27 protein-coding genes are annotated in these 26779 nt (G+C 57.4%); 17 read left to right on the top strand and 10 right to left on the bottom strand.

All coding sequences use genetic code 11. The features are described from left to right. Window positions 1-149: 149 nt before the first annotated feature. Window positions 150-770, bottom strand: coding sequence for an SCO family protein (locus tag GOV87_RS13555; RefSeq protein WP_171123738.1), 621 nt, complete (start codon window positions 768-770; stop codon window positions 150-152). 93 nt (window positions 771-863) lie between these two features. Between GOV87_RS13555 and regB the strand changes: the two genes are divergently transcribed. From regB to GOV87_RS13505, 10 genes are all read left to right on the top strand, one after another. Next, window positions 864-2261, top strand: coding sequence for a sensor histidine kinase RegB (regB, locus tag GOV87_RS13550; RefSeq protein WP_171212143.1), 1398 nt, complete (start codon window positions 864-866; stop codon window positions 2259-2261). A 64-nt stretch (window positions 2262-2325) separates the two neighbouring features. Further along, window positions 2326-3834: a PAS-domain containing protein gene (locus tag GOV87_RS13545; protein WP_171212142.1), complete on the top strand. Its 1509-nt coding sequence runs from the start codon at window positions 2326-2328 to the stop codon at window positions 3832-3834. A 41-nt stretch (window positions 3835-3875) separates the two neighbouring features. Beyond that, window positions 3876-4349, top strand: coding sequence for a tRNA (adenosine(37)-N6)-threonylcarbamoyltransferase complex ATPase subunit type 1 TsaE (gene tsaE, locus GOV87_RS13540; RefSeq protein ID WP_171124034.1), 474 nt, complete (start codon window positions 3876-3878; stop codon window positions 4347-4349). Continuing rightward, window positions 4346-5350: an aminoglycoside phosphotransferase family protein gene (locus tag GOV87_RS13535; protein WP_171212141.1), complete on the top strand. Its 1005-nt coding sequence runs from the start codon at window positions 4346-4348 to the stop codon at window positions 5348-5350. Before tsaE ends, GOV87_RS13535 begins: the two co-directional genes overlap by 4 nt. After that, complete coding sequence (locus GOV87_RS13530; RefSeq protein WP_171212140.1) at window positions 5347-6033, top strand: nucleotidyltransferase family protein; 687 nt, start codon at window positions 5347-5349, stop codon at window positions 6031-6033. Before GOV87_RS13535 ends, GOV87_RS13530 begins: the two co-directional genes overlap by 4 nt. Beyond that, the gene (addB, locus tag GOV87_RS13525; RefSeq protein ID WP_171212139.1) at window positions 6026-8953 is read left to right on the top strand and encodes a double-strand break repair protein AddB; all 2928 of its coding nucleotides are present in this window, start codon (window positions 6026-6028) and stop codon (window positions 8951-8953) included. The genes GOV87_RS13530 and addB overlap by 8 nt, the downstream gene beginning before the upstream one ends. After that, the gene (gene addA, locus GOV87_RS13520) at window positions 8950-12309 is read left to right on the top strand and encodes a double-strand break repair helicase AddA (protein WP_171212138.1); all 3360 of its coding nucleotides are present in this window, start codon (window positions 8950-8952) and stop codon (window positions 12307-12309) included. The genes addB and addA overlap by 4 nt, the downstream gene beginning before the upstream one ends. A 60-nt stretch (window positions 12310-12369) precedes the next feature. After that, on the top strand, window positions 12370-12690 hold the full coding sequence (gene trxA, locus GOV87_RS13515; protein WP_039542610.1) for a thioredoxin: 321 nt from the start codon (window positions 12370-12372) through the stop codon (window positions 12688-12690). 67 nt (window positions 12691-12757) lie between these two features. Beyond that, the gene (locus tag GOV87_RS13510; RefSeq protein ID WP_171212137.1) at window positions 12758-13108 is read left to right on the top strand and encodes a Lin0512 family protein; all 351 of its coding nucleotides are present in this window, start codon (window positions 12758-12760) and stop codon (window positions 13106-13108) included. Further along, the gene (locus GOV87_RS13505; RefSeq protein ID WP_171124046.1) at window positions 13105-13464 is read left to right on the top strand and encodes a Lin0512 family protein; all 360 of its coding nucleotides are present in this window, start codon (window positions 13105-13107) and stop codon (window positions 13462-13464) included. The genes GOV87_RS13510 and GOV87_RS13505 overlap by 4 nt, the downstream gene beginning before the upstream one ends. A gap of 58 nt (window positions 13465-13522) precedes the next feature. Here GOV87_RS13505 and GOV87_RS13500 read toward each other — a convergent pair whose 3' ends face one another. Then, window positions 13523-13717, bottom strand: coding sequence for a DUF1127 domain-containing protein (locus GOV87_RS13500; RefSeq protein WP_171123756.1), 195 nt, complete (start codon window positions 13715-13717; stop codon window positions 13523-13525). 197 nt (window positions 13718-13914) lie between these two features. On the opposite strand from GOV87_RS13500, the gene hslV reads away from it, so the two are divergent. Further along, window positions 13915-14475 carry an ATP-dependent protease subunit HslV gene (gene hslV, locus GOV87_RS13495; protein ID WP_170771306.1) on the top strand — a complete coding sequence of 187 codons (561 nt, stop codon included), beginning with the start codon at window positions 13915-13917 and terminating at the stop codon, window positions 14473-14475. Here the strand turns inward: hslV and GOV87_RS13490 are convergent. Then, complete coding sequence (locus GOV87_RS13490) at window positions 14464-15705, bottom strand: MFS transporter (protein ID WP_171124048.1); 1242 nt, start codon at window positions 15703-15705, stop codon at window positions 14464-14466. The two genes, hslV and GOV87_RS13490, sit on opposite strands and share 12 nt — an antisense overlap. A gap of 179 nt (window positions 15706-15884) precedes the next feature. On the opposite strand from GOV87_RS13490, the gene hslU reads away from it, so the two are divergent. The 3 genes from hslU (at window position 15885) to GOV87_RS13475 (ending at window position 19606) form a co-directional block, all read left to right on the top strand. Beyond that, the gene (gene hslU / locus GOV87_RS13485; RefSeq protein WP_171212136.1) at window positions 15885-17192 is read left to right on the top strand and encodes an ATP-dependent protease ATPase subunit HslU; all 1308 of its coding nucleotides are present in this window, start codon (window positions 15885-15887) and stop codon (window positions 17190-17192) included. A 99-nt stretch (window positions 17193-17291) separates the two neighbouring features. After that, window positions 17292-18389: an alpha/beta hydrolase gene (locus GOV87_RS13480; RefSeq protein ID WP_171124051.1), complete on the top strand. Its 1098-nt coding sequence runs from the start codon at window positions 17292-17294 to the stop codon at window positions 18387-18389. Continuing rightward, complete coding sequence (locus GOV87_RS13475) at window positions 18386-19606, top strand: MFS transporter (protein WP_371813516.1); 1221 nt, start codon at window positions 18386-18388, stop codon at window positions 19604-19606. Before GOV87_RS13480 ends, GOV87_RS13475 begins: the two co-directional genes overlap by 4 nt. Here GOV87_RS13475 and GOV87_RS13470 read toward each other — a convergent pair. From GOV87_RS13470 to GOV87_RS13460, 3 genes are read right to left on the bottom strand one after another with little or no spacing between them, the layout of a single operon-like run. Then, window positions 19603-20190, bottom strand: a complete 588-nt coding sequence (locus tag GOV87_RS13470) for a Smr/MutS family protein (protein ID WP_171212135.1) — start codon at window positions 20188-20190, stop codon at window positions 19603-19605. The genes GOV87_RS13475 and GOV87_RS13470 overlap by 4 nt on opposite strands. Beyond that, complete coding sequence (locus GOV87_RS13465) at window positions 20190-21224, bottom strand: murein transglycosylase A (protein WP_171123766.1); 1035 nt, start codon at window positions 21222-21224, stop codon at window positions 20190-20192. Before GOV87_RS13465 ends, GOV87_RS13470 begins: the two co-directional genes overlap by 1 nt. After that, window positions 21221-21883 carry a Tim44/TimA family putative adaptor protein gene (locus tag GOV87_RS13460; RefSeq protein ID WP_171123768.1) on the bottom strand — a complete coding sequence of 221 codons (663 nt, stop codon included), beginning with the start codon at window positions 21881-21883 and terminating at the stop codon, window positions 21221-21223. The genes GOV87_RS13465 and GOV87_RS13460 overlap by 4 nt, the downstream gene beginning before the upstream one ends. A 108-nt stretch (window positions 21884-21991) precedes the next feature. Between GOV87_RS13460 and GOV87_RS13455 the strand changes: the two genes are divergently transcribed. Both GOV87_RS13455 and secB read left to right on the top strand, forming a co-directional pair. Continuing rightward, complete coding sequence (locus GOV87_RS13455; RefSeq protein ID WP_171212134.1) at window positions 21992-22483, top strand: FxsA family protein; 492 nt, start codon at window positions 21992-21994, stop codon at window positions 22481-22483. 64 nt (window positions 22484-22547) lie between these two features. Then, window positions 22548-23045, top strand: coding sequence for a protein-export chaperone SecB (secB, locus tag GOV87_RS13450; protein ID WP_171123773.1), 498 nt, complete (start codon window positions 22548-22550; stop codon window positions 23043-23045). A 27-nt stretch (window positions 23046-23072) separates the two neighbouring features. Here the strand turns inward: secB and dnaQ are convergent, their stop codons facing one another. From dnaQ to GOV87_RS13430, 4 genes are read right to left on the bottom strand one after another with little or no spacing between them, the layout of a single operon-like run. Then, the gene (gene dnaQ / locus GOV87_RS13445; RefSeq protein WP_171212133.1) at window positions 23073-23795 is read right to left on the bottom strand and encodes a DNA polymerase III subunit epsilon; all 723 of its coding nucleotides are present in this window, start codon (window positions 23793-23795) and stop codon (window positions 23073-23075) included. Continuing rightward, entirely contained in the window at window positions 23788-24381 is a 594-nt protein-coding gene (coaE, locus tag GOV87_RS13440) for a dephospho-CoA kinase (RefSeq protein WP_171212132.1), read from the bottom strand. The genes dnaQ and coaE overlap by 8 nt, the downstream gene beginning before the upstream one ends. Next, window positions 24378-25211: a shikimate dehydrogenase gene (locus GOV87_RS13435; RefSeq protein WP_171212131.1), complete on the bottom strand. Its 834-nt coding sequence runs from the start codon at window positions 25209-25211 to the stop codon at window positions 24378-24380. The genes coaE and GOV87_RS13435 overlap by 4 nt, the downstream gene beginning before the upstream one ends. Then, window positions 25208-25807, bottom strand: coding sequence for a nucleoside triphosphate pyrophosphatase (locus GOV87_RS13430; protein WP_171212130.1), 600 nt, complete (start codon window positions 25805-25807; stop codon window positions 25208-25210). Before GOV87_RS13430 ends, GOV87_RS13435 begins: the two co-directional genes overlap by 4 nt. A gap of 404 nt (window positions 25808-26211) precedes the next feature. Between GOV87_RS13430 and GOV87_RS13425 the strand changes: the two genes are divergently transcribed. Then, a complete protein-coding gene (locus tag GOV87_RS13425; protein ID WP_171212129.1) occupies window positions 26212-26661 on the top strand; it encodes a CopD family protein in 450 nt (149 codons plus the stop codon). Window positions 26662-26779 lie beyond the last annotated feature (118 nt).

Below are 26779 nucleotides of genomic sequence, written 5' to 3'. Positions count from 1 at the left end.
CGTTCGGTTCGGCAAGTCACTCGTTCTTAGACATAATACTATTTCGTCGCACAGTAGGGCGACTGTCAATCAAGCAAGCAACCATGCGTGTTTTTTATGTGAATATGTGCATGTAGAGAAAAATAGTTCCGGCGGCGCAGAGTCGTCGGCTATAGCTGGTCCAGAAAGCAGCCAACCTTATCCGCCATTTGTTCAGCCGTATCGTTGCGGTTGAAAAACTCGATAAATCCGTCTTCCGGCGTCACCAGATAGGTAAAGGTCGAGTGGTCGACCAAATAGAACTCATCGCTTTTGTCATGCGCCTTGTAATAGGTCTTATAAGCTTGGCTGGCCGCCTTGACCTGCTCGGGCGATCCGGTCAGGGCGATGGTTTTTCCGCCAAGATTGAACGCATAGTCGCTCATCACTTCGGGCGTGTCGCGATCCGGATCAATTGAAATGAACAACGGCGTCACCGACTGGCCGCGCTCGGCCAGAATGTCGACGGCTTCGGCATTGCGTGACATGTCAAAAGGACAGACATCCGGGCAGAAAGTGTAGCCGAAATAAACCAACGTGGGCTCGGTGATCACGTCCGCGTCGGTAACCGTTTCACCCGCACCGTTGATCAACTCGAACGGCCCGCCGATTGCCGCCGACCCGCCGGCAATTTGGCTCGAGCGACATTGTGCAAACTTGTCATCCGATCCGCCACCCCTTGTCAGCAGCCACATGGCACCAACGCCTATGGCCAGAACCACGGTTGCAAGAATGGCATACAGACGGATCATGGCGGGCTTCCTGAAAGAAAAAGGGGTTGTTGATCGTTTCGGCCCGGACACCTATCAAGATGAGCAGCCTATGCAACAGGACATAATCGACCAATGGCAAATTCCAACATCACATTATGGCGCGGTCAGGAACGAAGCAGTTGGATTCGCCTGCGTACCCTTATTCTGTTGCGATGGGTCGCCATTATCGGCCAGTTCACCGCCATCACTGTGGCGCAGCAGTATTTCGACCTGCAGCTTGAGCTGACGCTGTGCTATCTCGCCATTGGCGTGTCGGTTCTGGGCAACATGACTGCGATTCTGCTGTTTCCGCAAAGCAAGCGTCTGACCGAGTTCGAGAACTTCCTGATGGTGCTGTTCGACCTGATGCAGTTAGCGATCCTGCTATATCTGACCGGCGGCCTGAACAACCCCTTCGCATTGCTGCTGTTGGGCCCGGTGACGATCTCGGCCAACGTAATGAGCACCCGCTCGACCCTGATCGTGGGAGCGGTGGCCATTACGCTGACCTCGCTGCTGGTCGAGTTCCACCTGCCGCTGCGCACCGAAACTGGGCAGGTGCTTGAAATCCCCGACATGCTGCTATTCGGCAATTGGGCTGCGGTTGTGATCGCCATTGTCTTTATTGGTGCCTATTCCCACCGCGTCAGTTCAGAGGTGCAATCCATGTCCGAGGCGCTGGCCGCCACCCATATGGCACTGGCACGGGAACAGAAGCTGACCGATCTGGGCGGTGTTGTCGCCGCAGCCGCGCACGAGTTGGGTACGCCTCTGGCCACGATCAAGCTGACCAGTTCGGAACTGATCGAGGAACTGGATGACCGCCCCGATCTGAAGGACGACGCCGCCCTGATCCGTGAGCAGGCCAATCGCTGCAGGGACATCCTGCGGGACATGGGGCGTGCGGGCAAAGACGACCTGCATCTTCGGCAGGCACCTTTGTCCACCGTCATTCACGAAGCGGCCGAACCCCATATCAACCGCGGCAAGATCGTTCATTTCACTGAAGGCCCCGCAGGCGAAGGCGACGTGCAGCAGCCATCAATCCTGCGAAAACCCGAGATCGTCCACGGGCTGAGAAACCTGATCCAGAATGCCGTGGATTTTTCTCGGGCAAATGTCTGGGTCGAAGCCGAATGGACACCCGATCAGATCTCGATCGGTATCATGGATGATGGGCGCGGCTATCCTTCACACATGATCGGCCGGATTGGGGACCCTTTCATGCGCCGTCGCCGCGCCGAGACCGAACAACGCGCACGGCCAGAATACGAAGGCATGGGCCTCGGTCTGTTCATCGCCAAAACCCTGCTAGAGCGAAGCGGCGCTGAACTGGAATTCGCCAACGGCTCGGATCCTTATCAGAACCTGTCCGACAATCCCGAACACCGGGGCGCGATCGTCAAAGTCGCATGGCCCCGCAAACTGGTGGACGCTCAGATCGGTGACACGCCCGTCCCGTCCGGTGCAAACCAGCGCTTTCAGATCTGAATTAAGACCCCATTAACCAATGGTAACCATAATCTGAAACGATCATTTCTGTTGCGGAGCATCCATGGTCGACTGGATCATTCTGGCCATTATCAGCCTGGTTTCTGCCAGTGCCGCCGTCCATTGGTTGTTGCCCCGCCGCAGACACAGCGGCGACAACTTTGGTCTTTCGTCACCATCCTCCTTATTTGACACAGTCTTTCTGTTCGACGGGGACCGCCTGATCAGCCATTCCGATATTGCGCTGGACGGATTTGAAGAGGTCAGGCACTGGCCCGACCTGCGCCGCCTGTTGAAACGGGACTTTCCAACCTTTCCGGAAACCCCGGACCCAATTCAAAAGGAAGGAAATCTGGTTGTCCCGGCAATTGATTGCACCGTTAATCGTGATGTTCTGTGTGAATGGATCGACGGTATCGTCAGGATTCAGTTGCGCGACGACGCCGAACGCCCGGAAACCATTCACCGGGACGCAAGCGATCCCATTCGTCAGGCAATGGATCGGGCGCCCTACCCGGTCTGGCTGTTGGATCATCAGGACAATGTACGGTGGTGCAATGCGGCCTATATCTCATTGGTGCGCAAGGTGCGCGGCCCTGATACCGATCTCACGGCGTCGCTGTTTCCCGGATCAGACGAAGACACGCGTCTAAGCACGAAGACACGGGTTTCAATCTCACCCGAGGAAAGTGAAAACAAGCTGTGGTTTGACCTGACCCTTGTAGACCATCCCGAGGGGCATCTGTGCTATGCGGTGGACATCAACGCAATTGTTGATGCTGAGACAGCCCAACGCAAATTCGTACAAACCATGACGAAAACATTTGCCCAGCTTTCAATCGGGCTGGCGATATTTGATCGCAATCGTCAATTGGCGCTGTTCAATCCGGCCCTGATCGACCTGACCACCCTGCCCCCCGATTTCCTGAGTTGCCGCCCGAGCCTGTCCAGCTTTTTCGACAGGTTGCGCGACCAGCACATGATGCCTGAGCCCAAGAACTACCGGACATGGCGCAGTCAGATGAACGATCTTCTTGAGGCAGCCGAAGACGGAAATTACCAAGAGACATGGTCTTTGCCGTCAGGCTCTGTCTACTCGGTCAGCGGACGCCCGCACCCGGATGGTGCTGTGGCCTTTCTGTTCGAGGATATCACGGCCGAGATCACATTGACCCGCCGCTTCCGTTCGGAAATGGACCTGATGCAATCCATTCTGGACAAACTGGCCGACGCGATCGCCGTGTTTGGCGATGACGGAACATTGGCCTTTACAAACTATGCTTACCAAAAGCTTTGGGGGGAAAGTTCGGATACCGGGTTTGACTCGGATTCTGTGTTGGAGGTGACGCGCGGGTGGCAGACACAATGCGCCGCAACACCCATCCTGGGCGAAATTCGCGATTTCGTCGAAATGCGCGACAACCGCGCCGAATGGAGCGGTGATTTGAGGATGCGTGACGGCACTTCATTGACCTGCACTGTCAGCCCTTTGCACAACGGGGCCACAATCATACGCTTTTCCACGGACGCCCAGGTTATCCGTCCGGCCGAGATACAACAGATCAGCGCCTGAACCGGGTTGCAGCCAACCGGACACAGGGTCATTGTGGCGCCATGACGACTGCGCCGCTGACGATTGACCTGAATTCCCCAGAAGAAACAGCCGGGTTTGCTGCTCGATTGGGCTCAAAACTGTTGCCCGGTGACATTGTGCTGCTTGAGGGCGAGATTGGCAGCGGTAAAACGCATTTTGCGCGCAGCCTCATCCAGTCATTGATGACAATTCCGGAAGATGTGCCCTCACCAACATTTACGTTGGTACAGGTGTACGACACAGCCGCCGCCGAAATCTGGCACTGCGATCTCTATCGCCTATCCGCGGTAGAAGAGGTTGAAGAACTCGGCCTGACCGAAGCCTTCGACACGTCGATCTGCCTGATCGAATGGCCCGACAAGCTGGGTCCGCTTCGGCCTGAAAATGCCCTCACACTAACGTTCGAAACAGACCCTAATATGATGGAAAAACGAATGCTGACCCTGACGTGGTCGGACCCGAGATGGTCAGAAAAGTTGGAGTCCTGCTCATGACGAACCGGGCGGTTCTGGCCGAAGCCCTGATTGCCCAAACGCCATGGGCAAATGCCCGGCGCGCGCCTTTGGCTGGCGATGCGTCAAACCGCAGGTACGAGCGCCTGACGGACCCTGATTCCGGAAATACGGCTGTTTTGATGGATTCCCCCCCAGGTCAGGCTGAACCGGTGGAGGCTTTTGTGCGCATGGCCGAATACCTGCGGTCAGTTGGCTTGAGCGCACCCAAGATCTATGCCGAAGACACAGAGTTCGGGTTCTTATTGCTGGAGGATCTGGGCGACGATCTGTTTGCGCGCGTTCTCGAACACCATCCGCAGCAAGAGCGTGAACTCTACGAGGCCGCCACGGATGTTCTAATCACATTGCACGACGCGCCGACCTTATCCTTGCAGTCTTACGGCCCATCCCTGATGACCGAACTGGCCGCGCTGTCCTTCACAAAATACGCGCAAGCCGTGCAGGGGACTTATGACGAAGATGCGCGGGCCCGTTTTGAAAATCGGTTCGCCGATATCCTGCACACCGAAACGTCTGGCCAGAAGGTAGTCATCCAGCGCGATTATCATGCCGAAAACCTGATCTGGCTGCCGGATCGCACAGGGGTTCAGCGCGTCGGCCTTCTGGACTTTCAAACAGCTATGCTGGGTCATCCGGCGTATGATCTGGTGTCCCTGCTACAGGACGTTCGTCGCGACGTGGCACCCGGCACTGAGATGCGGATGATCACACGATACATCACAGAAACGGGTGTCAACGACCACGATTTCCGCACGGCCTATGCCGTTTTGGGCGCCCAGCGAAACCTGCGAATTCTGGGGGTGTTTGCACGGCTGGCAACAGAATACGGCAAGCCCCAGTATATTGACCTGATCCCGGCAACTTGGTCCCACCTGATGCGCGATCTGGAACACCCGGCGCTGGTTTCAGTCGCCGATCTGCTGCGACGCGCCCTACCCGCCCCAACACCCGAGGCTTTGGAAAGGCTCAGACAGGCATGACCCGAACTCCCGAAGCCGTCATGCTGTTCGCAGCCGGGTTTGGTACCCGAATGGGCGCGTTGACCAGCACGACGCCCAAACCGCTGATTGAAGTCGCGGGTCGGCCCTTGATTGATTATGCGCTGGACCTGATCAACGACGTTCACCCCAAAAGGATTGTCGCTAACCTTCATTACCTGCCCGATCAGCTTGAGGCGCATCTGGCCCCCAAGGGTGTATTACTGTCCCGCGAAGACGCCGAGATTCTGGAAACCGGTGGCGGATTGCGCGCGGCCCTGCCGCTGTTGGGCACAGATCCCGTTTATACGGCAAACTCGGATGCGATCTGGGCCGGCCCGAACCCGCTTGCGCTGCTGCGCGACGCATGGGACCCGGACAGAATGGACGCCCTGTTAATGTGTGTGCCCGTCGCTCGGACCATTGGATATATGGGGACAGGAGATTTCACCGCCGACGCGTCAGGCCAGATTACGCGTGGGCCGGGGTTGATCTATGGCGGAATCCAAATCACCAAGACAGATGGATTGATGAATTTTCAGCAAAAGTCTTTTTCTTTAAACCTGTTATGGGACCAGATGCACAGTCAGAACCGCCTGTTTGCCCTGTCTTATCCAGGCCGATGGTGCGATGTCGGAAGGCCCGAAGGGATCGCCCTCGCCGAGGAGCTTTTGGCAAGTGTTTGAGCCTAGCGCCCTACCCCGCGTTTTTGCGGTTCCACCCGGTACGGACTTTCCCAAGGCGCTGGTTCGGGGGCTGCAGGCCCGCCACGAAGGTACCCCGCCCGAGGCCCTTGCCCGCGTGCAACTGGTGGTCAACACACGAAGGATGGCCCGGCGTGTACGAGAGTTGTTTGATCAAGGCCCACCCTGCCTTTTGCCACGTCTGTCGCTGATCACCGATCTGGGTGAAAGTGTTGATCTGGCGCAGGTTCCGCCCGCAATCCCGCCCCTGCGACGGCGCCTGGAACTGACGCAGCTGGTTTCTAAGCTGCTGGACCAGCAGCCGGATTTGGCGGCGCGGTCATCCGTGTTTGACCTGTCCGACAGTTTGGCCGCTTTGATTGATGAAATGCAGGGCGAAGGTGTGTCACCTGACGCGATCCGGAATCTGGACATCAGCGATCTGTCCGGACACTGGGCGCGAGCACAGGCGTTTATCGGGATCGCGGATAATTTCATCGACACCGGGGCGGATGCGCTGGACATGCAGGCCCGACAACGGCGCGTCGTCCTGAACCTGATCGACCGCTGGACGGCGGAACCGCCGCAACATCCGGTTATTCTTGCCGGGTCCACGGGATCAAGGGGGACGACCCTGATGCTGATGGAGGCTGTCGCGCGGTTGCCGCGGGGCGCGCTGATCCTGCCCGGGTTCGACTTCGATCAGCCCGCCGATGTCTGGACAGATCTGGATGATGCGTTGACATCAGAAGATCACCCACAATACCGGTTCCGCAAGCTGATGGCGCAACTTGGGTTAAAACCCGATCAGATCAGGCCATGGACACAGGATACCCCGCCTTCCCCTGCCCGTAACAGACTGGTTTCATTGGCGTTGCGTCCTGCGCCGATCACGGATGCGTGGATGTCCGAAGGCCCGCAACTTACTGATCTGGACAGCGCGACTGCAGACCTGACTCTGGTCGAGGCCCAATCTCCGCGCGCCGAGGCTTTAGCGATTGCCCTGCGACTGCGCGAGGCTGCGGAATCGGGCCAAACCGCTGCCCTGATAACCCCGGACCGGATGTTGACGCGTCAGGTCAGCGCAGCGCTGGACCGCTGGGACATCCTGCCCGATGACAGCGCAGGCCTTCCGTTGCAGTTATCGCCGCCCGGCCGATTCCTGCGGCACGTTGCGAACCTGTTTGCACGGCGGTTGGACGGCGAAGCTCTGCTAACCCTTTTGAAACACCCCCTGTGCCATGACGGTGGCGATCGGGGGGCGCATCTGCTGCATACGCGGGATCTTGAACTGGATCTTCGTCGCAATGGCCCGCCGTTTCCGGACGGGCGCAGCCTGACCGATTTTGCTACCCGAAAAGAAGCGCCAAACGCATGGATGCAGTGGCTTGTACGCCATTTCTGCGATCAACCGATCGGTGGGGAGCTTGCACTGCCAGATTGGGTGGCGCGGCTGCGCGATCTGGCCGAAAGCATTTCCGCCGGCAGTGCAGGGGACGCAGGTACGCTGTGGGACAAGAACGCCGGGCAAAAGGCACTGTCCGTTCTAAGCGCGCTGGAGGCCGAAGCGCATCATGGCGGGTCAATGAATGCGCGTGATTTTGCGGATCTTCTTGGCGCTTTGCTGGCGGGAGAAGAGGTCCGCGACAGGGACGCACCACATCCGCATATCATGATCTGGGGCACGCTTGAGGCGCGTGTACAAGGGGCCGATCTGCTGATTTTGGGCGGACTGAATGAAGGCAGTTGGCCCGAAGCCGCAGCGCCTGACCCGTGGCTGAACCGGCAGATGCGCGACAAGGTCGGCCTATTGCTTCCGGAACGTAGGATTGGACTGTCGGCGCATGATTTCCAACAGGCGATCGGCGCGCCCGAAGTGTGGCTGACGCGCGCAACCCGGTCTGATGATGCCGAAACCGTACCGTCCCGCTGGTTGAACCGTTTGACGAACTTGCTGCAGGGGTTACCGGATCAGGGAGGCCGCGAGGCGCTGTCCCAGATGCGCGCCCGCGGCAGGAAATGGCTGCGCTGGTCGGAACAGCTTGAAGCTGCACCTCGAATTGAACCCGCGCCGCGTCCCTCTCCGCGTCCGCCGGTCGCTGCGCGACCGCGCCGCCTGAGCGTTACGGAAATCAAACGGCTGATCCGTGATCCATACGCAATCTACTCTAAGCACGTGCTGCGCCTGAGGCCCCTTGATCCGTTGGTTCAGGCCCCCGATGCCTTGCTACGGGGGATCGTGATTCATGAAATTCTGGAGCATTTCGTCAAGGACAGTGTTCTGGATACAGCCCTGCTGACACGCGAGAATTTCCTGAAACGCGCCGAAAACCTGCTTGCGCAACACGTCGCGTGGCCGACAGCGCGCAAGCTGTGGCTGGCGCGGCTAGACCGGATCGCGGATGACTTTCTCAGCGCAGAAACTGCTCGGCACGGGGATGGGGGGCCGGTTTCGTTTGAGGCCAAAATGAACCTTGTTCTTGCTCCTTTGGACTTCGCCATCGTGGGCCGCGCCGACCGGGTCGACCTGAACAGCAGGGGTGCAGTGCGTCTGATAGATTACAAGACCGGCGCACCTCCGAGCGAAAGCCAGCAGGCGAAGTTTGAAAAACAATTGCTGATCGAGGCAGCCATCGCCGAACAAGGCGGGATCGAGGGGCTGAATCCGCTGCCCGTGGCCGAGGCCGTGTTTGTGGGGATGGGCGGAACGTATAAAGAGGTCCTTGCGCCCTTGGCAAAAGAACCGCCAGATAAGGTCATTGCAGAGCTAAGAGAACTGATTTCCGCATATTTAGAGCCTGATCAGGGCTTCACGGCGCGGAGGATGCTGCACAAAGATACGGATGTCGGCGACTATGATCATCTTGCCCGCTTCGGCGAATGGGATCGGACCAGCGACTCTGCACCGGAGGTTCTGACATGAGCCACCGCAACGACGCGACCGAACGGCAGGTGCAAGCAGCACGGCCCGATGCATCGACCTGGCTTGCGGCGAACGCGGGTTCCGGCAAAACGCGGGTGTTGACGGACCGGGTTGCGCGCCTGCTGCTGGATAGTGTGCAGCCGCAGCATATCCTGTGCCTGACCTACACCAAGGCCGCCGCCAGCGAGATGCAGAACCGCCTGTTCAAACGACTGGGTGAATGGGCCATGCTGGGCGATGACGCCTTGCGCGCGCAACTGACGGAACTGGGTGTGCCCGGCGCAATTAATTCCGGTCGCCTGGCGCAGGCGCGAACATTGTTTGCGCGCGCGATTGAAACACCGGGCGGGCTGAAGATTCAGACGATCCACTCATTCTGCGCCTCATTGCTGCGTCGATTTCCGCTTGAAGCCGGGGTCAGCCCGCAGTTCGCTGAAATGGAAGACCGTGCCGCCGCCCTGTTGCGCGAGGAAATCGTTGAGGATTTTGCAGAAGGACCGCAAGCCTCTTTGATCGAAGACGTGGCCCGGTTTGTAACAGATACCGGGTTCGACAATCTGACGGCCGCGATCACCCAAAAACGCAACTTGTTTGCGCAGGCGCTAGACTGGGCGGAAATTCAAAGGCGATTTGATCTGCCCGAAGGGTTTGACGAAGACGCGCTGCTGAAACAGGTGTTTCTGGGTGGTGAAGTTGAATTAATTCAGTCAATCCTGCCTGCGCTTTCCGAAGGCGGAAGCACCAACGCGAAAACTGCGGCGAAACTGGCGGCATTCACCGAGCCCCGGCTGGCCAGTTTGCCGATGTTGGAAAACGTGTTTCTGACTGGCAAAGGAGCCAAAGAGCCGTTCTCGGCCAAGATCAACAGCTTTTCGACCAAGGCGCTGCGCGAGGGCGCATTGGCCGATCGGATGCCCCAGCTTAAGGCGTTGATGCTGCGCATCGAGGCCGCGCGTGAGCTGCGTTTGGCCTTGGTTGCCGCACGTAAGACCCATGTACTGCATCGCTTTGCCGCCGCTTTCCTGCCCGAATATGAACGTCGTAAACAGTTGCGTGGGTGGCTGGATTTCGACGACCTGATCCTGCGCGCACGGCGGGTGCTGAACGACCCGGCGGTGGCAGAATGGGTGCTGTATCGGCTGGATGGCGGCATCGACCATATTCTTGTGGACGAAGCGCAAGATACCAGCCCAGATCAATGGGACGTGGTTGAAAAGCTGGCGCAGGAATTTACCAGCGGGGAAGGGGCCCGATCCGGGGTCGAACGCACGATCTTTGTGGTCGGGGACAAGAAACAGTCGATCTATTCCTTTCAGGGGGCCGATCCCGCAGCCTTTGACCGGATGCAGCAGGAGTTTGGGCGGCGGCTGATCAATTCAGGCTCTAAATTGGAGAGTTTGGAGCTTGAATACTCCTTCCGCTCGTCCAGTGCGATCTTGTCTTTGGTGAATATCCTGTTTGAAGGTCACGCCGAGGCGGGGTTTCAGGACAAAGCCCTGCACCGCGCGTTCAAGTCCAGCCTGCCGGGTCGCGTAGACCTTTGGCCTGCGATCGAAAAGGTGACCGACGATGACGAAGCCGACTGGACCGATCCGGTAGACCGCCCCGGTGCGCGGCATCACACCGTCATTCTTGCGGAAAAGATAGCCCATTCGATCAAGTCGATGATCGACACTGGCGAAACGATCCCCGAGGATGGCGAAACCCCAGGTACGCTCGTTCGCCGCAAGATGCAGCCGGGGGACTTTCTGATCCTTGTGCAGCGCCGCTCGGATCTGTTTGCCGAGATCATCCGTGCCTGCAAAGCTTTACGACTGCCAATCGCCGGGGCCGACCGATTGAAGGTCGGCGCGGAATTGGCGGTGAAGGACCTTGCTGCGTTGCTGAGTTTTCTGGCCACGCCCGAAGACAGCCTGTCGCTGGCCACTGTGCTGAAATCTCCTCTATTTGGGTGGACCGAGCAGCAGATTTTCGATCTGGCGCATCGACGGCAGGAACAATTCCTGTGGGCAGCGCTGCGCAACCGCGCCGAAGAGTTTCCCGAAACGCTGGCCGTGCTGAATGACCTACGCAGCCAGATCGACTTTCTTCGCCCATATGACTTGATCGAACGCATCTTGACCCGCCATCACGGGCGGCGAAACCTGCTGGGCCGGTTGGGGGCCGAGGCTGAGGATGGCATCAACGCCTTGCTTTCTCAGGCGCTTGCCTATGAGCGGACGGATATACCCAGCCTGACAGGTTTTCTGGTCTGGATGCAGACAGATGATCTGGAAATCAAGCGGCAGATGAGCGGCGTGGGCAACATGATCCGCGTGATGACCGTACATGGGTCCAAGGGTCTTGAGGCACCGATTGTCATCCTGCCGGACACGGGCAAGCGGCAAGCCCCGCGCGATGCCGAAATCATGGTGGCCGATGACACGCCACTGTGGAAGGTTCCCTCAGATGCGTCCCCCAGCCTGATCGCGCAGGCCCGGACCGGTGCGCGAACGCGGGAGGAAAATGAACGCCTCCGGCTGCTTTACGTTGCGCTGACACGGGCAGAGAAATGGCTGATCGTTGGGGCCGCTGGGGATGTCGGAAAGGACGGAACCAGTTGGTATCAGATGGTTGAGGCCGCGATGGGCCGGGCAGGGGCTACTCAAGAGCCGGGGTCTGATACATTAAGGCTGTCACATGGGGACTGGACCAGCTTGCCGCTTGTCTCTCATGCAGAGGCACCTGTTGAAGACGCCGATTTGCCTGCCGTGTTTCTAACTGCGGCTGCAACCCCGTCCCCGGCGCAACAAACGATCAGCCCATCGGATCTGGGTGGCGCTAAGGCGTTGCCGGGTGACAGCGGTCAGGACGAAGACGCAGCCAAACTTCGCGGCACGCGCCTGCACCTGCTGCTTGAGCATTTGCCGTCGGTGCCACGGGACAACTGGCCGCAGCTCTGCGCCTGCGTTCTTCCCGATATGCAGGAAATGGACCGACAAGAACTGTTTGACGAAGCCCATACAGTCCTGACTGCAGAACATCTGCAGGACATATTTGGTCCGGACGCGCTGGCCGAGGTTCCGATTACCGCCGACCTGAACGGCCACCGGATGCACGGGGTCATAGATCGGTTGATCGTCACGGTCGATACTGTGCAAGCCATTGATTTCAAATCCAATGCCACAATCCCCGAGGATGCGAACGCCTGCCCTGAAGGGCTGTTGCGTCAGATGGGCGCTTATGCACAAGCCCTGTCGCAGATCTATCCGGACCGGGATATCCGAACTGCAATCCTCTGGACCCGAACCGCTGGGCTGATGTGGTTGCCACACGATGTTGTGACGGATGCCCTGGCTCGTGCGCCGATGCCTTGACCTTGGAAAACCTCGCACCTAGGTTCAGTGACCAAGCATTCCCCATTCAGGAGACAGAATATGTCGACCGTAGCCGTAACCGATGATACCTTTGACGCCGAAGTCAAGAATTCCGACATCCCCGTTGTTGTCGATTTTTGGGCCGAATGGTGTGGCCCCTGTAAACAGATCGGCCCCGCTCTGGAAGAGCTGGCCACTGAGTATGGCGGCAAGGTCAAGATTGCCAAGGTAGACGTGGACAGCAACCCGAACGCAGCCGCCGCCATGGGCGTGCGCGGTATTCCGGCACTGTTCATCTTCAAAGACGGTCAGGTTGTTTCGAACCGCGCAGGTGCCGCGCCCAAAGCCGCGCTGCAAAGCTGGATTGACGAGTCCATCTGATCTGGTTGGACAGACTGTTTTCAAAGGCGTCCCAACCGGGGCGCCTTTCTTTCTGCCGGGAGGGCACATGACGAAAACTCGGGTTCTTGTTGAATTTGGAATGGGAATCTCGCTGCGCCGCGAGGATTATACCGAGGCCGCTCTGCGTGCGATCAAGGATGCGCTTTGGCACAACTCTGTCAACATGGCAGAACTGTTCGATTTCCCGAAAGAGGCAATGATCATTGATGCTGAAATCGGGGTGCAGAAGCCCGATCAGGTGGACCAGGAGGCGCTGAAAGCCGTATTTCCTTATGGTCAGCCGAATGTGACTGTCACCGAAGGCGGACTGGATATCGACAAACCCCACGCCGAGGGGCGCACCGTCATCGCAAACGCGGCCATTATTGTCTCGTTCGACATGGAGCCTGCGACATGAGCGAAAAACGTATCATTCTGGAAATGGGTACTGGCAACGATCTGTATGGGCAGGATTACACCAAGGCCGCACGGCGGGCCGTGCAAGACGCCTTGCATCACTCGTCGATCACGCTGTTTTCCAAGCTGGGCGTGGATCACCACGAGATGCGCGTTCAGGTGACAATCGGTGTTCAAGATCCCGAAGCTGTGGATTGTGATCAGGTCGCTGCAGATCTTCCACGCGGGCGGGCCAAGGTACGTGCCGTAAAGGGCGGGCTGGATATCGACGACAAAGACGGGACGCGGCATGTGGTGGCCACCGCTGCGGTCGAGGCGTTTCTGCCGGATCTTTCCGACCGATACAAATTATCCTGAAAAAGAAAAAGCCGCCCAAGTCTGAGCGGCTCAACTATTCTTGTAATGATCGTGCGGGTCAGATCGTCTCGATTTCCGCGCGGGTCAGACCGACATCTTCCAACTGGGCGTCGCTCAGGTTCGACAAAAGCTTGCGTGTCTTGCGGGATTCATTCCACAAAGCCGCTTTTTCGAATGTTCCGTAGATCGCGTCCACTACATGCAGGATGGTAGCTGCTCCGAGCGGCGCATGGATATTTGCAGTAGTTGCCATTTGCGCATTTCCTTGTGACTGAAACAGCCGACCTCGTGTCGGTTGTAAGGCTCATGTAGGAGCATTGCCTGAGACTCACAATTGCTAGTCTGGTAACCCCGAATTGCATTTAATGCATATCTTTTAAGCGGTTTGTGAACTGTTGCGCTGCACGCGCGCCCGGCCCATATAGGGGACCAGACAAAACGGAGGCTTCCATGGCAGACAGCGATTTTCCCGGATGGCACGGCACGACAATTATTGGCGTCAAGAAAGGCGGCCAAGTGGTGATTGCCGGGGACGGTCAAGTCAGCCTGGGTCAAACCGTGATCAAGGGCACCGCCCGGAAAGTGCGCCGCCTGTCGCCGGGCGGGTTCGAGGTTGTCGCGGGTTTCGCCGGATCAACAGCCGATGCCTTCACTTTGCTGGAGCGGCTGGAAGCCAAGTTGGAGGCCACGCCAGGCCAACTGGCCCGCGCCTCGGTCGAGCTGGCGAAAGACTGGCGGACGGATAAATACCTGCAAAAGCTTGAGGCGATGCTGATCGTCACGGATGGCAAGGATCTGCTGGTGATCACAGGGGCAGGAGACGTGCTGGAGCCGGAACACAACGTCGCCGCCATCGGATCCGGCGGAAATTTCGCTCTGGCCGCAGCGCGCGCGATGATGGACAGCGACAAGCCCGCCGAAACGGTGGCGCGTGAGGCAATGGCGATTGCCGCCGATATCTGCGTCTATACCAATGGCAACCTGACGGTTGAGGAAATCTCAGGCCAGTAACGCCTTGATCTCTTTACCCTTCCACCGCAGGTGCATCCCGATCAGGCCCAGTATCGCGGCGAGGATGACGATGTAGTAGGGCACGCGGATGTCGATGCTCATCAACCCGCCGCCGATCAGGGACATGATCCCTCCGGCCAGACAAAAGACAGCCGTGGTCACGCCCATCACCCAACCCTGATCGGTTTCGCTGACGGCGGAGGAAAACAGGCCCAGCAAGGTTGGGTAGGACACGCCAAAGAAGAAATAGAAGAAGAATACCGGGATGTAACTCAGCACACCGCTGGGACTGAAGGCAAATCCAAAGCCGCAGATCACCATGACCACCAGCGATGTGTAGATGATCTGATGCTTGCTGAACTTTTCTTGTGCCGGTTTCACAAGGAAAGTGCTTGAGAAGGCCAGCGCAAAGCCGATGACAACCATCGCCATGCTTCCGCCGATCACGCCATAGCCCCATGCAGATGTCAGGAAATTGTCGACGAAGACATAGAAGGTGACATTCGCGATCATGAACAAGGCATAAACCGGCAGGATTTTCAGAACCAACGGATGCGTGCGGACCGCGATCAGGCTGTCGGTGATATCGCGGGGGCGAAAAACAAAGGCTGCGCGTTCCGTGCGGGTGTCCTTGAAAAAGAACATCACAAGGAAAATCGCAATCAGTACCAGAGCGAAGGCCCCGTAGAACGGTGTTTTCAGCGTCGCATAACTGCCCAGTAGGTTGGCATCGGACAGGACGGCGCCGATGATCGGTCCTCCAACAAGGCCAAAGCTGACACCGGTGATGATATACCCCATATTGCGGTCGCGGTCGGCGGCATCGGTGCTGCCGTCAATCATAGCCGCCTGTGCGATAGGTTGGTTCCCAGCCGTAAAGCCCGTGATCGACCTACCGATAATCAACAGGATCAGACTGTTGAGATACAGCGCCGTAATGGTCAGCGCATAGCCTGCCAACGCTCCACCCAGACAGACCAGCAATGCGTTCTTGCGCCCGATCGAATCCGAGACTTTCGAGACATACACAACGCCCAGAAACCAGGACAGAAAGAAACAACCGATCACCAGCCCATAGTACAGATGTCGCATACCCATTGCGGTGCTTTCGGGCAGGAAGTTGGATTTCGTCTCCATGATCAGCGAGTTGATGATCGGGAAAACCAGCCCCTGCCCAAGCAGGTCCACAAACACCACGAACAGAAGGGTGATCTTGGCAATTTTCGTCATCCGCGCGCTCCTGACCCTCAACACCTTGAAATTACTGTATCAGAGGGGGTGCGTTTCACCTAAGGAAAGCATTTGCAAACCGGATAGGGCATTGCTAACCAACGCTGCCGCTGTTGTTTTCGATCCAGCGGTGATTACCTAAGCCCAAGTTTCCATATGCCGACCGAAAGGACTGCGCCTTGACCGACCTGACCCCGCGCGAGATTGTCTCGGAACTGGACCGTTTCATTATCGGGCAGAAGGATGCCAAACGCGCAGTCGCCGTCGCGCTGCGCAACCGCTGGCGGCGCAAGCAACTGACCGATGACATTCGGGATGAAGTGTATCCGAAAAACATCCTGATGATCGGCCCCACCGGTGTTGGCAAGACCGAGATCAGCCGCCGACTGGCGAAACTCGCCCGCGCGCCATTCATCAAGGTCGAAGCCACCAAGTTTACCGAAGTTGGGTATGTCGGGCGCGACGTGGAACAGATCGTGCGTGATCTGGCAGATGCCGCGATTATCCAGACCCGCGAATTCATGCGCGAAGACGTCAAAGCCAAGGCGCATCAGGCCGCCGAAGATCGCGTGATCGAAGCCATCGCCGGTACCGATGCCCGGGAAGGCACGCGCGAGATGTTCCGCAAGAAACTGAAAGCGGGCGAGCTGGATGATACGGTGATCGAGTTGGAGTTGTCCGACAGCGCGAACCCAATGCCGATGTTCGACATTCCCGGTCAACCCGGCAGCCAGATGGGTATGATGAATCTGGGCGACATCTTCGGCAAGGCGTTCGGTGGGCGGACCGTCAAAAAGAAGATGACTGTCGCCGAAAGCTATGACGCGCTGATCGGGGAAGAGGCCGACAAGCTGCTGGATGATGAAACCGTCAACCGCGTGGCTTTGGAATCGGTCGAACAGAATGGCATCGTTTTTCTGGATGAGATCGACAAGGTCTGCGCGCGATCAGATGCACGCGGCGGCGACGTCAGCCGGGAAGGGGTACAGCGCGACCTGCTTCCCCTGATTGAGGGCACAACTGTCAGCACCAAACACGGTGCGGTCAAAACCGACCATATCCTGTTTATCGCTTCGGGCGCGTTCCACATCGCCAAACCCTCGGACCTGTTGCCGGAATTGCAGGGCCGTCTGCCGATCCGGGTTGAACTGCGCGCGCTGACCGAAGAGGATTTCGTGCGTATCCTGACCGAGACAGACAACGCCCTGACCCGCCAGTACACCGCCCTGATGGGCACCGAAGAGGTCACGGTCAGCTTCACCGAAGATGGCATCGCGGCCTTGGCCAAAATCGCGGCGGACGTGAACCAAAGCGTCGAAAACATTGGTGCGCGGCGTTTGTACACGGTGATGGAGCGTGTGTTCGAAGAACTTTCCTTCACCGCCCCAGATCAGGCCGGGGCCAAGATCACGGTGAACGCGCAATTCGTCGATGACAATCTGGGTGAACTGACCAAGTCCACAGACCTTAGCCGTTACGTCTTGTAATAGGTCCAGCCGGTTTCCGCCGGTCATTCTGTACGGCACCGCTGGACCTGAGGCGAAAATCAGATAGCGTGGGCGCATATTGTCCCGAGGACCAATCCTTTGCTGCGCTATTTTTTCATTTTCCTGCTGGCGGTGCCTCTAACCGCCTGTGTCGACCGTACGATATCCGAGACGGTGCCAACTGCGCTGTCCGTCGGAAGCCCTGAAACCGTTTTTGCAACGACAACGCGTGCGCGGGAGCCGGACGGTTCTTATGGATTTAAGCGGGGCGAGGCGTTGCAATATCTGGAAATGACGGTTTCGATCCCGCCCAATCACACACCCGGGACCCTTGATTTTTCATATGCCAATCCGAACCCCGAGAAGCAATTCGTCATGGCCGGTGTGGATGAGTTGCAAGGGCCAAGTGAGATGAAGGCGCGATTGGGGGGCAAGGATGAGGTGTCCATCTTTATCCATGGCTATAACACAACCCAGTTCGAGACCACGTTCCGCGCGGCCCAGCTAAGCCGTGACATCAACATCCCCGGTGCAATCATGGTGTATTCCTGGCCCAGCCAGGCCCGTGGTGCCGGATATGCCTATGATCTGGACAGTATGCTGTTCGCGCGCGACGGGTTGGAGCAGACTGTGCGACAGCTTAAGGCAATGGGTGTAAGGCGCGTTATTCTTGTGGCGCATTCCATGGGTACGGCCCTGACGATGGAGATGATGCGACAGGCCGAATTGCGCGAACCCGGTTGGGCCAGCAAGAATATCGAAGGTGTCGTTCTGATTGCCCCCGATCTGGATGTCGATCTGTTCCGGTCGCAAATGGATACGATCAAAACGCCACCGGACCCTTTCATCGTGATGGTGTCGCGGAAAGACAAACTGTTGAACATTTCGGCCCGGCTGCGCGGCACCACTCAAGGTGAGCGCCTTGGCAATATCAGTTCCGTTGATGCATTGGCGGATTACAAGATCAGCATTCTGGACACGACGGCGTTCAACAAGGATGCGGATTCCTCGCATTTCGTGGCCGCGACGTCGCCCGCGCTTTTGGCCATCATCAATTCCGCCCGAAGGGTGAGCCGAACCTTCGACCCGGACGGTCGCGGGTTTGATGTGATCGCCCCCAACAGCGTTCGCAACCCGACGGGTGCAACTGAAATCGTTCTAAGCGAAACGGGGCAGGCGCGGGTCAGCTCTCCGTGACGCGGTTCCGGTTGGGGCAATACCTTCGGGACAACGCGACATGGTTAAGTGCCGGAGTCTTGCTGACCTTCATGTCCAGCTTTGGGCAGACCTTTTTCATTTCGATCTTTTCTGGGGAAATCCGCGCCGCTTTTGGTCTGAGTCATGGCGCGTGGGGCGGTTTGTATTCTCTTGGAACCACCATATCGGCCGTCGTGATGATCTGGGCCGGAGGGCTGACCGACATCTTTCGAGTAAGGGTTCTGGGCCCCGCGGTTCTGGCAGGTCTGGCACTGGCAGCGTTGGCGATGGCGGTGAACGCCTGGCTTGCCTTGCTGCCTGTTGTGGTGTTTCTGTTGCGTCTGTTTGGGCAGGGGATGAGCACCCACTTGGCGATGGTGGCAATGGCCAGATGGTTCACTGCCACACGGGGCAAGGCGCTGGCGATCGCGTCGGTGGGTTTCTCGGTGGGCGAAGCGTTGCTGCCGGTCACTTTTGTGGCTGCCATGGCCTTCTTGGACTGGCGGTGGCTTTGGGTGATTGCCGCGTGTGTCACCCTTTTGGGGATCCCTGCGCTGCTACGGCTGCTTTGTCAGGAAAGAACCCCGCAAAGCCTGTCCAGCGAATATTCGGCAACGGGAATGGAAGGTCGTAACTGGACCCGGAAAGAAGCGATCTTTCATCCGCTGTTCTGGTTCATGGCACCGGCCTTGCTGGGCCCATCTGCTTTTATCACCGCCTTTTTCTTTCATCAGGTTCATCTGGCGGGCTCGAAGGGCTGGCAGCATATCGAACTGGTTGCCCTGTTTCCGATTTTCACCAGCGTTTCCATGTTGTCGATGTTTGCGGCGGGTTGGGCGCTGGATAAATGGGGCACGCCTAGGATCATGCCGTTTTATCAACTGCCTATGGCCGTTGGGTTTGGGATCGTGGGGATGACATCGTCGATCGGGGGCGCAACGCTGGCCTTGATGTTTCTGGCGCTGACAGTTGGTGCCAACAGCACCCTGCCCAGCGCGTTCTGGGCCGAATTCTATGGCACCCGGCATATCGGCGCGATCAAGGCGATGGCAACGGCGGTCATGGTTCTGGGATCAGCCATCGGGCCGGGGTTGACCGGCGTGATGATTGATCTGGGTGTGCCGCTGGACATCCAGTTTCTGTGGATCGGAGGCTTTTTCGTACTGGTCAGTGTCCTTGCCCGCATTGGCATCGCAAGAGCCGCTCAAACCCTTTAACGAACGCGGCGCAAATACACGTAATAGGCCCCGTCACCGCCATGGCTGACATGGGCAGGTGTCACTTGCAGAACAGCCTGCGCCAAGGGTGGCAGAGATAACCATTGCGGCACTTGATTGCGCAACACACCGCGCGGCGTGGGAATGGGGCCGGGCTCATCACGGTCCTTGCCCTTTCCGGTTACGACCAAAACCAGACGTTTGCCTGATGCTTGCGCTGACAGAATGAACCGGATCAATGTTGGATGCGCCGTATCCACGCGCATTCCATGCAAGTCCAGCTTGCCCTCTGGCTTCAGCTTGCCCCGTTTCATGCGGCTGAAAGCCTTGGTATCCATCTGGACCGGCGTCGCGCGCAGGCCTTCTGTGACCGTGGGCTTCAACGCGTTGCGCGCAGGTTTTCCCAAGGCGTTCTGCCCGACCTCGAACCGCTCAATCCGCACCCTGGGCGTTTTGGTTGGCTTGGGTTTGGGCAACGTCGTCGGGTGCACAGTTTGCGGCACTTCGGGATGCAGGCGTTCGGCCTGATTGGTCACCTTGCGCCACAGCTCAATCTCTTCCGCAGTCAGTTTTCGGCGTGTCATCAGAACTCATCCGGCAACAGCGCATAGGCGCGTTGAATCGGCAACAAAAGCACCATTCGACCCGAATCCTTTAATCGACCGGCAGCTTCCCCGGCTTCGTCCCCGGTGCCGAAAAAGATGTCTGCACGTTGGGCGCCCTTGATGGCGGCGCCTGTGTCCTGTGCGATCATCAATCGGCGTAGCGGTGTTTTGCCGTTCTTCTCAACCCAAACCGGCGCGCCCAAAGGCGTATAGGCCGGATCAGCGGCAATGCTGCGCAGTGTGGTGACAGACCGATTCATTGCGCCCAAGGGACCCAATTCTGGCGCGACGCGGTTTACTTCGCGGAAGAACACATATGACGGATTGTGGAACAGCAGTTCGGCACCCGCTTCGGGGTTTTTACGCACCCAAGCCCGGATCATCTGCGCGCTGACCTGATGCGCACCCAACGCTCCGCGACGGATCAGTTCCGACCCGATAGACCGATAGGGGTGGCCGTTCGCCCCGCCATACCCAACGCGCACCGCGCCCCCATCCGGCAGACGAATACGGCCAGAGCCCTGAATCTGTAAAAAGAACAATTCCACCGGGTCATCGACCCAGGCAATCTCCAGACCCCGGCCGGTCATGCTGTCGCCGGTCAGAATTTCGCGGCGGCTCAGCCACGGACCTTCGGCGCGAGCTTCCGGCGGCATCTTGTAAATCGGATATCTGAAACGTTCGGATCGGGTCAGAGATCCATCCAGCTCGGGCTCGAAATAGCCGGTAAATAGGGCATCTTTGCCGTCTTCGACCAGAACAGGACGGAAGAACAGCTCAAAGAACAATCGGGCAGCGTCAGATTCATAGGCCCGGGCAACGGCGCACAGCGCACGCCAGTCAGGGTCGTCCAGATCACCGCATGTATTCAGAAAAACCGAAAGGGCTGCGCCGTGGTCATCCTCGGCCCAGCCATCTAGATCGTCAAAGGTCAGTATGGAACGCGTCGCTTCGGCGCTGACAGAGGTTGCCATCACAGCCCCCAGCAATAACGACCGAAGCGCAGCAATCATGCGTCCGTGGCGACAAGCAGCCAGTTCGGATCGTCCGCGCCCATGACGCGGGCAAAGGTCCAGCTGTCCTTCTGGCGTTTGACGGTGTTGGGGTTGCCTTCGATGATGTCCCCGCCGCGATCACGCACGACCGAGGTCAGCTCACCAACAAACTTCATGGTGATCTCGGCCTGGTTGGTATCCTTGTCGAACTTCACATCTGCCAAGGATGTCTCGCGCACGCCAATAAATTCAGCCTCGATCGTAAGACCTTGATCTTCGCGGGCAGCGACTACGGATACGAACGTGTCGAACACCTCTTCGGACAAGAAGGGCTGTATTTCATCCAGATTGCCCTTTTCAAACCCCATGACGATCATCTCATAAGCGCCACGCGCACCCTGAACGAACTCACTGACAGAAAAGCTGGGCTCGACCCGCTTCATCGCAGTCAGGGTTTGCGCCTGTTCGCTGTCTTCGGCGACGTGGTCGGTGATGTCGTGATCCGGGCCGCCTTCGATCACCTCGAAGTCGCGACGCGACTTGTGCGCCTCTGGTTGCTGCTGAACCGGGGGTTTTTCAAACCCCTCACGCGTGCCCAGAACGCTTTTCAAGCGAAGGATCAGGAAAACGGCAATTCCGGCCAGGACCAGCAACTGGATCATTGGGTTGTCGCTCATTTCATTCTCTTTTCAGTGCCGGGACTTTGTGTACGCGGCCTCAAGCCACTATGTAGGTGACACAAGGCGGCAAGTCCACAGTCCGCCCTGCTGTAAAGGATAGCGCAAATGTATCTGTTCTTGGCTTTTTTATTGGTCCCGATCATCGAGATCGCTCTGTTCATTCAGGTTGGCGGCTTGATCGGCCTGTGGCCAACGCTTGCCATTGTAGTCCTGACAGCCGTTCTGGGCACTGTTTTGGTACGGACACAAGGTCGCATGGCGATGGAAAACCTGCAACGTTCCTTTGCTGAGTTGGACGACCCGACCGAGCCGCTGGCCCATGGCGCAATGATCCTGCTGTCGGGCGTTTTGCTACTGACGCCGGGGTTTTTCACCGATGCCGTTGGTTTTGCTTTGCTAATTCCCGGCGTCCGGGTTGCTGTATTCCGGTACCTTAAATCAAAAGCCACCATCACGCAGTTTCAGATGGGAACCGGCGCGCAATTTCGCTCCGGGCCTGATCCGTTTCAACAAGACGACGTGATTGACGGCGAATTTACCGAAGTTCGCCCGCGTCAGGACCCATCAAAACCTTCGAAATGGGTCGAAGGGCCGTGACCTGCATTGAGGTGTCTGCCCCAACTTGTTAAGCAGTGACGAATTTTATTTTCGGAGTAGATCCATGGCCGAAGAAGACGCCAAAGAAAACACCGCGGCCCAGGCCGCCCCGCAAATCCAGATGCGCGTTCTGGGACAATTCATCCGTGACCTGTCTTTTGAAAACGTGATGGCCCAAAAGGGCGTATCGGGCGACGTTCAGCCCGAGATTTCCGTACAGGTCAATCTGGATGCGAAAAAGCGCCCGGCAGACCATCAGTACGAAGTGTCGATCAAGCTGAACCTCAAGTCAAAGGCCAAGGGTCTGGAAGACATCCTGTTCCTGTGTGAGCTGGACTATTGCGGCCTGTTCCACGTGGAAGGTGTTGCCGAAGATCAGCTGCATCCGTTCCTGATGATCGAATGCCCCCGGATGCTGTTCCCGTTCCTGCGCCGTATCGTCAGCGATGTGACCCGCGACGGTGGTTACCCGCCAGTAAATCTGGACAACATCGACTTTGTCAGCCTGTACCGCAACGAACTGATGCGTCGTCAGGCCGAAGCCCAGAAAACCGAAGCCTAAAGCTCCGGACCCGCGCCGGGATGTTTCTCAGGCGCGGGTCCACAATGCGTTTTCGCCCAGTTTTTCCACGAAAGCATCATGCGCGGCGCGTTCGTCTTCGGTAATACGGGACGCAAGCGCATTTGGGCGCGCTGTTGGGCGCCATTCATCGCCGCCGCCCGCAGATGAGGATGCCGCAGTCGACAATCCGAAATCCGGCTGTCGCCCCCCGATCAGTTCCAGATAAACCTCGGCCAGAATTTCGGAGTCGAGCAGCGCCCCGTGCAGTGTTCGGTTCGAGTTGTCGATATTGAACCGGCGGCACAACGCATCCAAAGAAGCAGGTGAGCCGGGAAAGCGTTTGCGCGCAATCGCCAGTGTATCCAGCGCCTGATCCATCGGGATCGGGGGCAGACCCATCCATTTCAGCTCGGCGTTCAGGAATTTCATATCGAACGAGGCGTTGTGAATGACCAGTTTCGAATCCTTGATGAAATCGCGAAATCCCTGACCGACCTTGGCGAAAACCGGCTTGTCCTTCAGCGTCACCTCACCCTTTTCCGGCGGGCGCGGGTTATCCAGCAGATCCGGGCCAATGCCATGCACACCAAAGGCTTCTTCAGGCATAGAGCGCTCAGGGTTGATATAGACGTGATAGGTTTCGCCTGTGGCAACGTGGTTCCACAGTTCGACCGCACCGATTTCCACGATCCGGTCACCGCTTTCTGGATCGAACCCCGTGGTTTCGGTGTCGAGTACAATCTCACGCATCTGCCAGCCCCGCTCGTATCTGTTTGACCACATCCTGCACCTGTACGCGGGCATGGTCCAGACTGTCTGTCACGATCACAAAATCTGACCGGGCGCATTTTTCTTCGTTCGGAATCTGCTTGGCGCGGATTTTTTCAAACTGCGCATCGGACATCGTGCCGCGATCCATCACCCGGCGTTTTTGTTCATCGGCAGGTACCGAAACACAGGCCACGGCGTCCATCGCTACATGACCCCCGGTTTCAAACAACAAAGGGATGTCAAAAACCAGTATATCCGCGGTCGCGTTTTGCCGAAACGCAGCCCGATCCGCCGCCACCAGCGGGTGAACAATCGCCTCTATCTGTTTTAAGGCGAATACGTCCCGCGCAATGATCCGTTTCAGCGCATCACGACAGACAGCCCCATCAACAATTGCATCCGGAAAAGCCGTCTGCATCGGTTCAACAGCCGATCCATCCCTTGAATAGAGTCTATGCACCGCGGCATCCGCATCCCATAGCGCACAGCCTTCATCGACGAACATCTGGGCCGTCGTGCTTTTCCCCATCCCGATCGAGCCGGTCAGACCCAGCGCGAAACTCATGACAAAACAGCCGCGCGCAAATCCAGATTCACCTCGGGCCGCACCCCGAACCAGCTTTCAAATCCAGGAACGGCCTGATGCAGCAGCATACCCAACCCATCCACGACCGTGCATCCGGCTTCTTCGGCCGTTTGCAAAAGATGGGTTTTCAGCGGCGCATAGACCAGATCAGTGACAACAGCACCCGGCTGCAACCCATCCAAAGGGACCCGCAGCTCAAGCTGCCCTTGCATCCCAAGTGACGTCGTATTGACCACCAGCTCGGCATCTTCGACCACATTTCCGGCCTGCACCCAATCGACAACGGTGATGGTTTGTCCGAATTCCTCTTTCAGCTTATCCGCCCGGGTCCGTGTTCGGTTGGTCAGCATGATCTTAGGCACTCCGGCCTCGACCAATGCTTGCAAAACGGCGCGCGCAGCTCCGCCAGCGCCAAACACCACGGCCGGACCATCGCCCGGCGTCCAATCCGGTGCCCCACTGCGCAGGTTTTCCATGAATCCGTAGCCATCGGTATTGTCGGCATGGATCGCGCCATCTTCACGAAAGACCAGCGTGTTCGCAGCACCGATTTTCTGCGCCCGATCCGATACGTTATCCGCCAATCGCAAGGCCGCTTCTTTATGGGGTACCGTTACATTTGCCCCTACAAACCCAGCCTTAGGCAAGCTGCGCAGGACAACTTCAAGATCATCCGGGGCAACATCCATTGGAATATAGTGCCCAGCCAGACCATAGGATTTTAACCAATGTCCATGAAGGGTCGGGGATTTTGAATGCGCAACCGGGTGTCCAATCACACCTGCCAGAGGAATACGGCCTTCACTCATTGCTCAATCACCCCTTTGACCGCCAGAAAATTCAACAGCTCTAATAGGGGCATACCCAAGACGTTAAAATAGTCTCCGTCAATGGTTGCGAACAGACGCACGCCTTCTTCCTCCAATTTATATGCCCCGACCGCGTGCCGGATACTGTCCCAGTTGCGATCAACAAAATCTCGCAGATATGCGTCCGAGCTCATCCGCATCCGCAATCGAACCTGACCCACATGTCGCCAAATGGGTTCCCCGTCCTGATAAATCACAGCGGCAGACAGCAGCATATGTCGCTTGCCACGCATCGCCCTGAGTTGCGACAGTGCATCCGTTGGCGTTTCGGGTTTGGACAGCAACCGACCGTCGAAATCCAGCACCTGATCGCAGCCCAGCACCATTGCACCCGGAAATTTGTCACTGAGCTTGCGTGCTTTCATTTCGGCCAGCGTATCCGCAATGTCGCGCGGGCTTGCATCCTCGGCCAGCAATGCCCGTTTGGCTGTCTCTTCATCCACACGCGCGGTTTGCACGGTGAAAGGCACGCCCGCGTTCCTGAGAAGCTGCGCTCGTATCGACGACCCAGAGGCCAGAATGATGGGGACAGACATGTGGAAAACCCCTTGAGTAAACCGTTAACTGTTCCGGGATGGTTTGTATGGTTTTCCAGTTGACACGCAAGCCCGGGATTTCCACGCCAAACTTCCCGGATTCGCCCGAATGGTATCCAGCAGGGACAAGGATAAGTCCAAGAACAGGAATAACCCGGTTTTCCAAGGTTACCCAAAGACTTATCCCCAGCAATTCATACTCGGTTAATATATAACATACTGTAATTGTTGTGAAATTTATTCCCTCAACAGAATCACTGCATCTAAACCGGATTCTATCCACCTGGGGAAAACAGATGTGTAAAAAAGTAATCCACTGATTTTGTTCACCCTACAAAACCATCTTCCTTTTTCTTTTCTTAATTTTTTATTAGGGAGGGTTCCGAGTAATCTTCGGAGCCAAGATGACGGATTTTCTTTTCACGATTTACCCATGGGTGAAGTCTCTTCACATCATGGCAGTGATCTCGTGGATGGCGGGCCTGTTCTATTTGCCCAGACTATTCGTTTATCACGTCGAAAAAGCACAGACTGTCGAAGGGGCTGAGGCAATCTTCTTTGAAATGGAAGAAAAGCTGCTGCGTGTGATCATGCGCCCCGCAATGATTGTGGCTTGGGTCTGTGGCCTGATCATGGTGTTTACACCGGGTATCGTCGGTTGGGATTTTGCATGGCCTTGGGTCAAAGGCTTATCCGTGATTGGTATGACCTGGTTTCATCATTGGCTGATGGCTCGGCGCAAAGACTTCCTTGAGGGGCAAAATAAGCTCACTGGGCGGCAGTATCGCATGATGAACGAGGTTCCGACCGTTTTGATGGTGATCATCGTTCTGGCGGTCATTCTGAAGTTCTGAGGGCACTTTTGCGCGTAAGGGTCAGACAGGTGGTTTGACTCCACTTGAAGCCACGCTTATGTAGGGGTCAACACGCCCGTCCGGGCGGCGTATCTTCCGTACTGAAATTCCACTTCGT

The organism is Ruegeria sp. HKCCA5426 (assembly GCF_013034585.1).
GTDB lineage: Bacteria > Pseudomonadota > Alphaproteobacteria > Rhodobacterales > Rhodobacteraceae > Ruegeria.
Note: the sequence above shows the minus strand (reverse complement) of the source record. Positions and strands in the feature narration are given on the sequence as shown.

Bases quoted from the DNA above. Each gene is read 5' to 3' on its own strand.
- GOV87_RS13555 (WP_171123738.1), bottom strand. From the start codon at position 770: ATGATCCGTCTGTATGCCATTCTTGCAACCGTGGTTCTGGCCATAGGC.
- regB (WP_171212143.1), top strand. From the start codon at position 864: ATGGCAAATTCCAACATCACATTATGGCGCGGTCAGGAACGAAGCAGT.
- GOV87_RS13545 (WP_171212142.1), top strand. From the start codon at position 2,326: ATGGTCGACTGGATCATTCTGGCCATTATCAGCCTGGTTTCTGCCAGT.
- tsaE (WP_171124034.1), top strand. From the start codon at position 3,876: ATGACGACTGCGCCGCTGACGATTGACCTGAATTCCCCAGAAGAAACA.
- GOV87_RS13535 (WP_171212141.1), top strand. From the start codon at position 4,346: ATGACGAACCGGGCGGTTCTGGCCGAAGCCCTGATTGCCCAAACGCCA.
- GOV87_RS13530 (WP_171212140.1), top strand. From the start codon at position 5,347: ATGACCCGAACTCCCGAAGCCGTCATGCTGTTCGCAGCCGGGTTTGGT.
- addA (WP_171212138.1), top strand. From the start codon at position 8,950: ATGAGCCACCGCAACGACGCGACCGAACGGCAGGTGCAAGCAGCACGG.
- trxA (WP_039542610.1), top strand. From the start codon at position 12,370: ATGTCGACCGTAGCCGTAACCGATGATACCTTTGACGCCGAAGTCAAG.
- GOV87_RS13510 (WP_171212137.1), top strand. From the start codon at position 12,758: ATGACGAAAACTCGGGTTCTTGTTGAATTTGGAATGGGAATCTCGCTG.
- GOV87_RS13505 (WP_171124046.1), top strand. From the start codon at position 13,105: ATGAGCGAAAAACGTATCATTCTGGAAATGGGTACTGGCAACGATCTG.
- GOV87_RS13500 (WP_171123756.1), bottom strand. From the start codon at position 13,717: ATGGCAACTACTGCAAATATCCATGCGCCGCTCGGAGCAGCTACCATC.
- hslV (WP_170771306.1), top strand. From the start codon at position 13,915: ATGGCAGACAGCGATTTTCCCGGATGGCACGGCACGACAATTATTGGC.
- GOV87_RS13490 (WP_171124048.1), bottom strand. From the start codon at position 15,705: ATGACGAAAATTGCCAAGATCACCCTTCTGTTCGTGGTGTTTGTGGAC.
- GOV87_RS13470 (WP_171212135.1), bottom strand. From the start codon at position 20,190: ATGACACGCCGAAAACTGACTGCGGAAGAGATTGAGCTGTGGCGCAAG.
- GOV87_RS13465 (WP_171123766.1), bottom strand. From the start codon at position 21,224: ATGATTGCTGCGCTTCGGTCGTTATTGCTGGGGGCTGTGATGGCAACC.
- GOV87_RS13460 (WP_171123768.1), bottom strand. From the start codon at position 21,883: ATGAGCGACAACCCAATGATCCAGTTGCTGGTCCTGGCCGGAATTGCC.
- GOV87_RS13455 (WP_171212134.1), top strand. From the start codon at position 21,992: ATGTATCTGTTCTTGGCTTTTTTATTGGTCCCGATCATCGAGATCGCT.
- secB (WP_171123773.1), top strand. From the start codon at position 22,548: ATGGCCGAAGAAGACGCCAAAGAAAACACCGCGGCCCAGGCCGCCCCG.
- dnaQ (WP_171212133.1), bottom strand. From the start codon at position 23,795: ATGCGTGAGATTGTACTCGACACCGAAACCACGGGGTTCGATCCAGAA.
- coaE (WP_171212132.1), bottom strand. From the start codon at position 24,381: ATGAGTTTCGCGCTGGGTCTGACCGGCTCGATCGGGATGGGGAAAAGC.
- GOV87_RS13435 (WP_171212131.1), bottom strand. From the start codon at position 25,211: ATGAGTGAAGGCCGTATTCCTCTGGCAGGTGTGATTGGACACCCGGTT.
- GOV87_RS13430 (WP_171212130.1), bottom strand. From the start codon at position 25,807: ATGTCTGTCCCCATCATTCTGGCCTCTGGGTCGTCGATACGAGCGCAG.
- GOV87_RS13425 (WP_171212129.1), top strand. From the start codon at position 26,212: ATGACGGATTTTCTTTTCACGATTTACCCATGGGTGAAGTCTCTTCAC.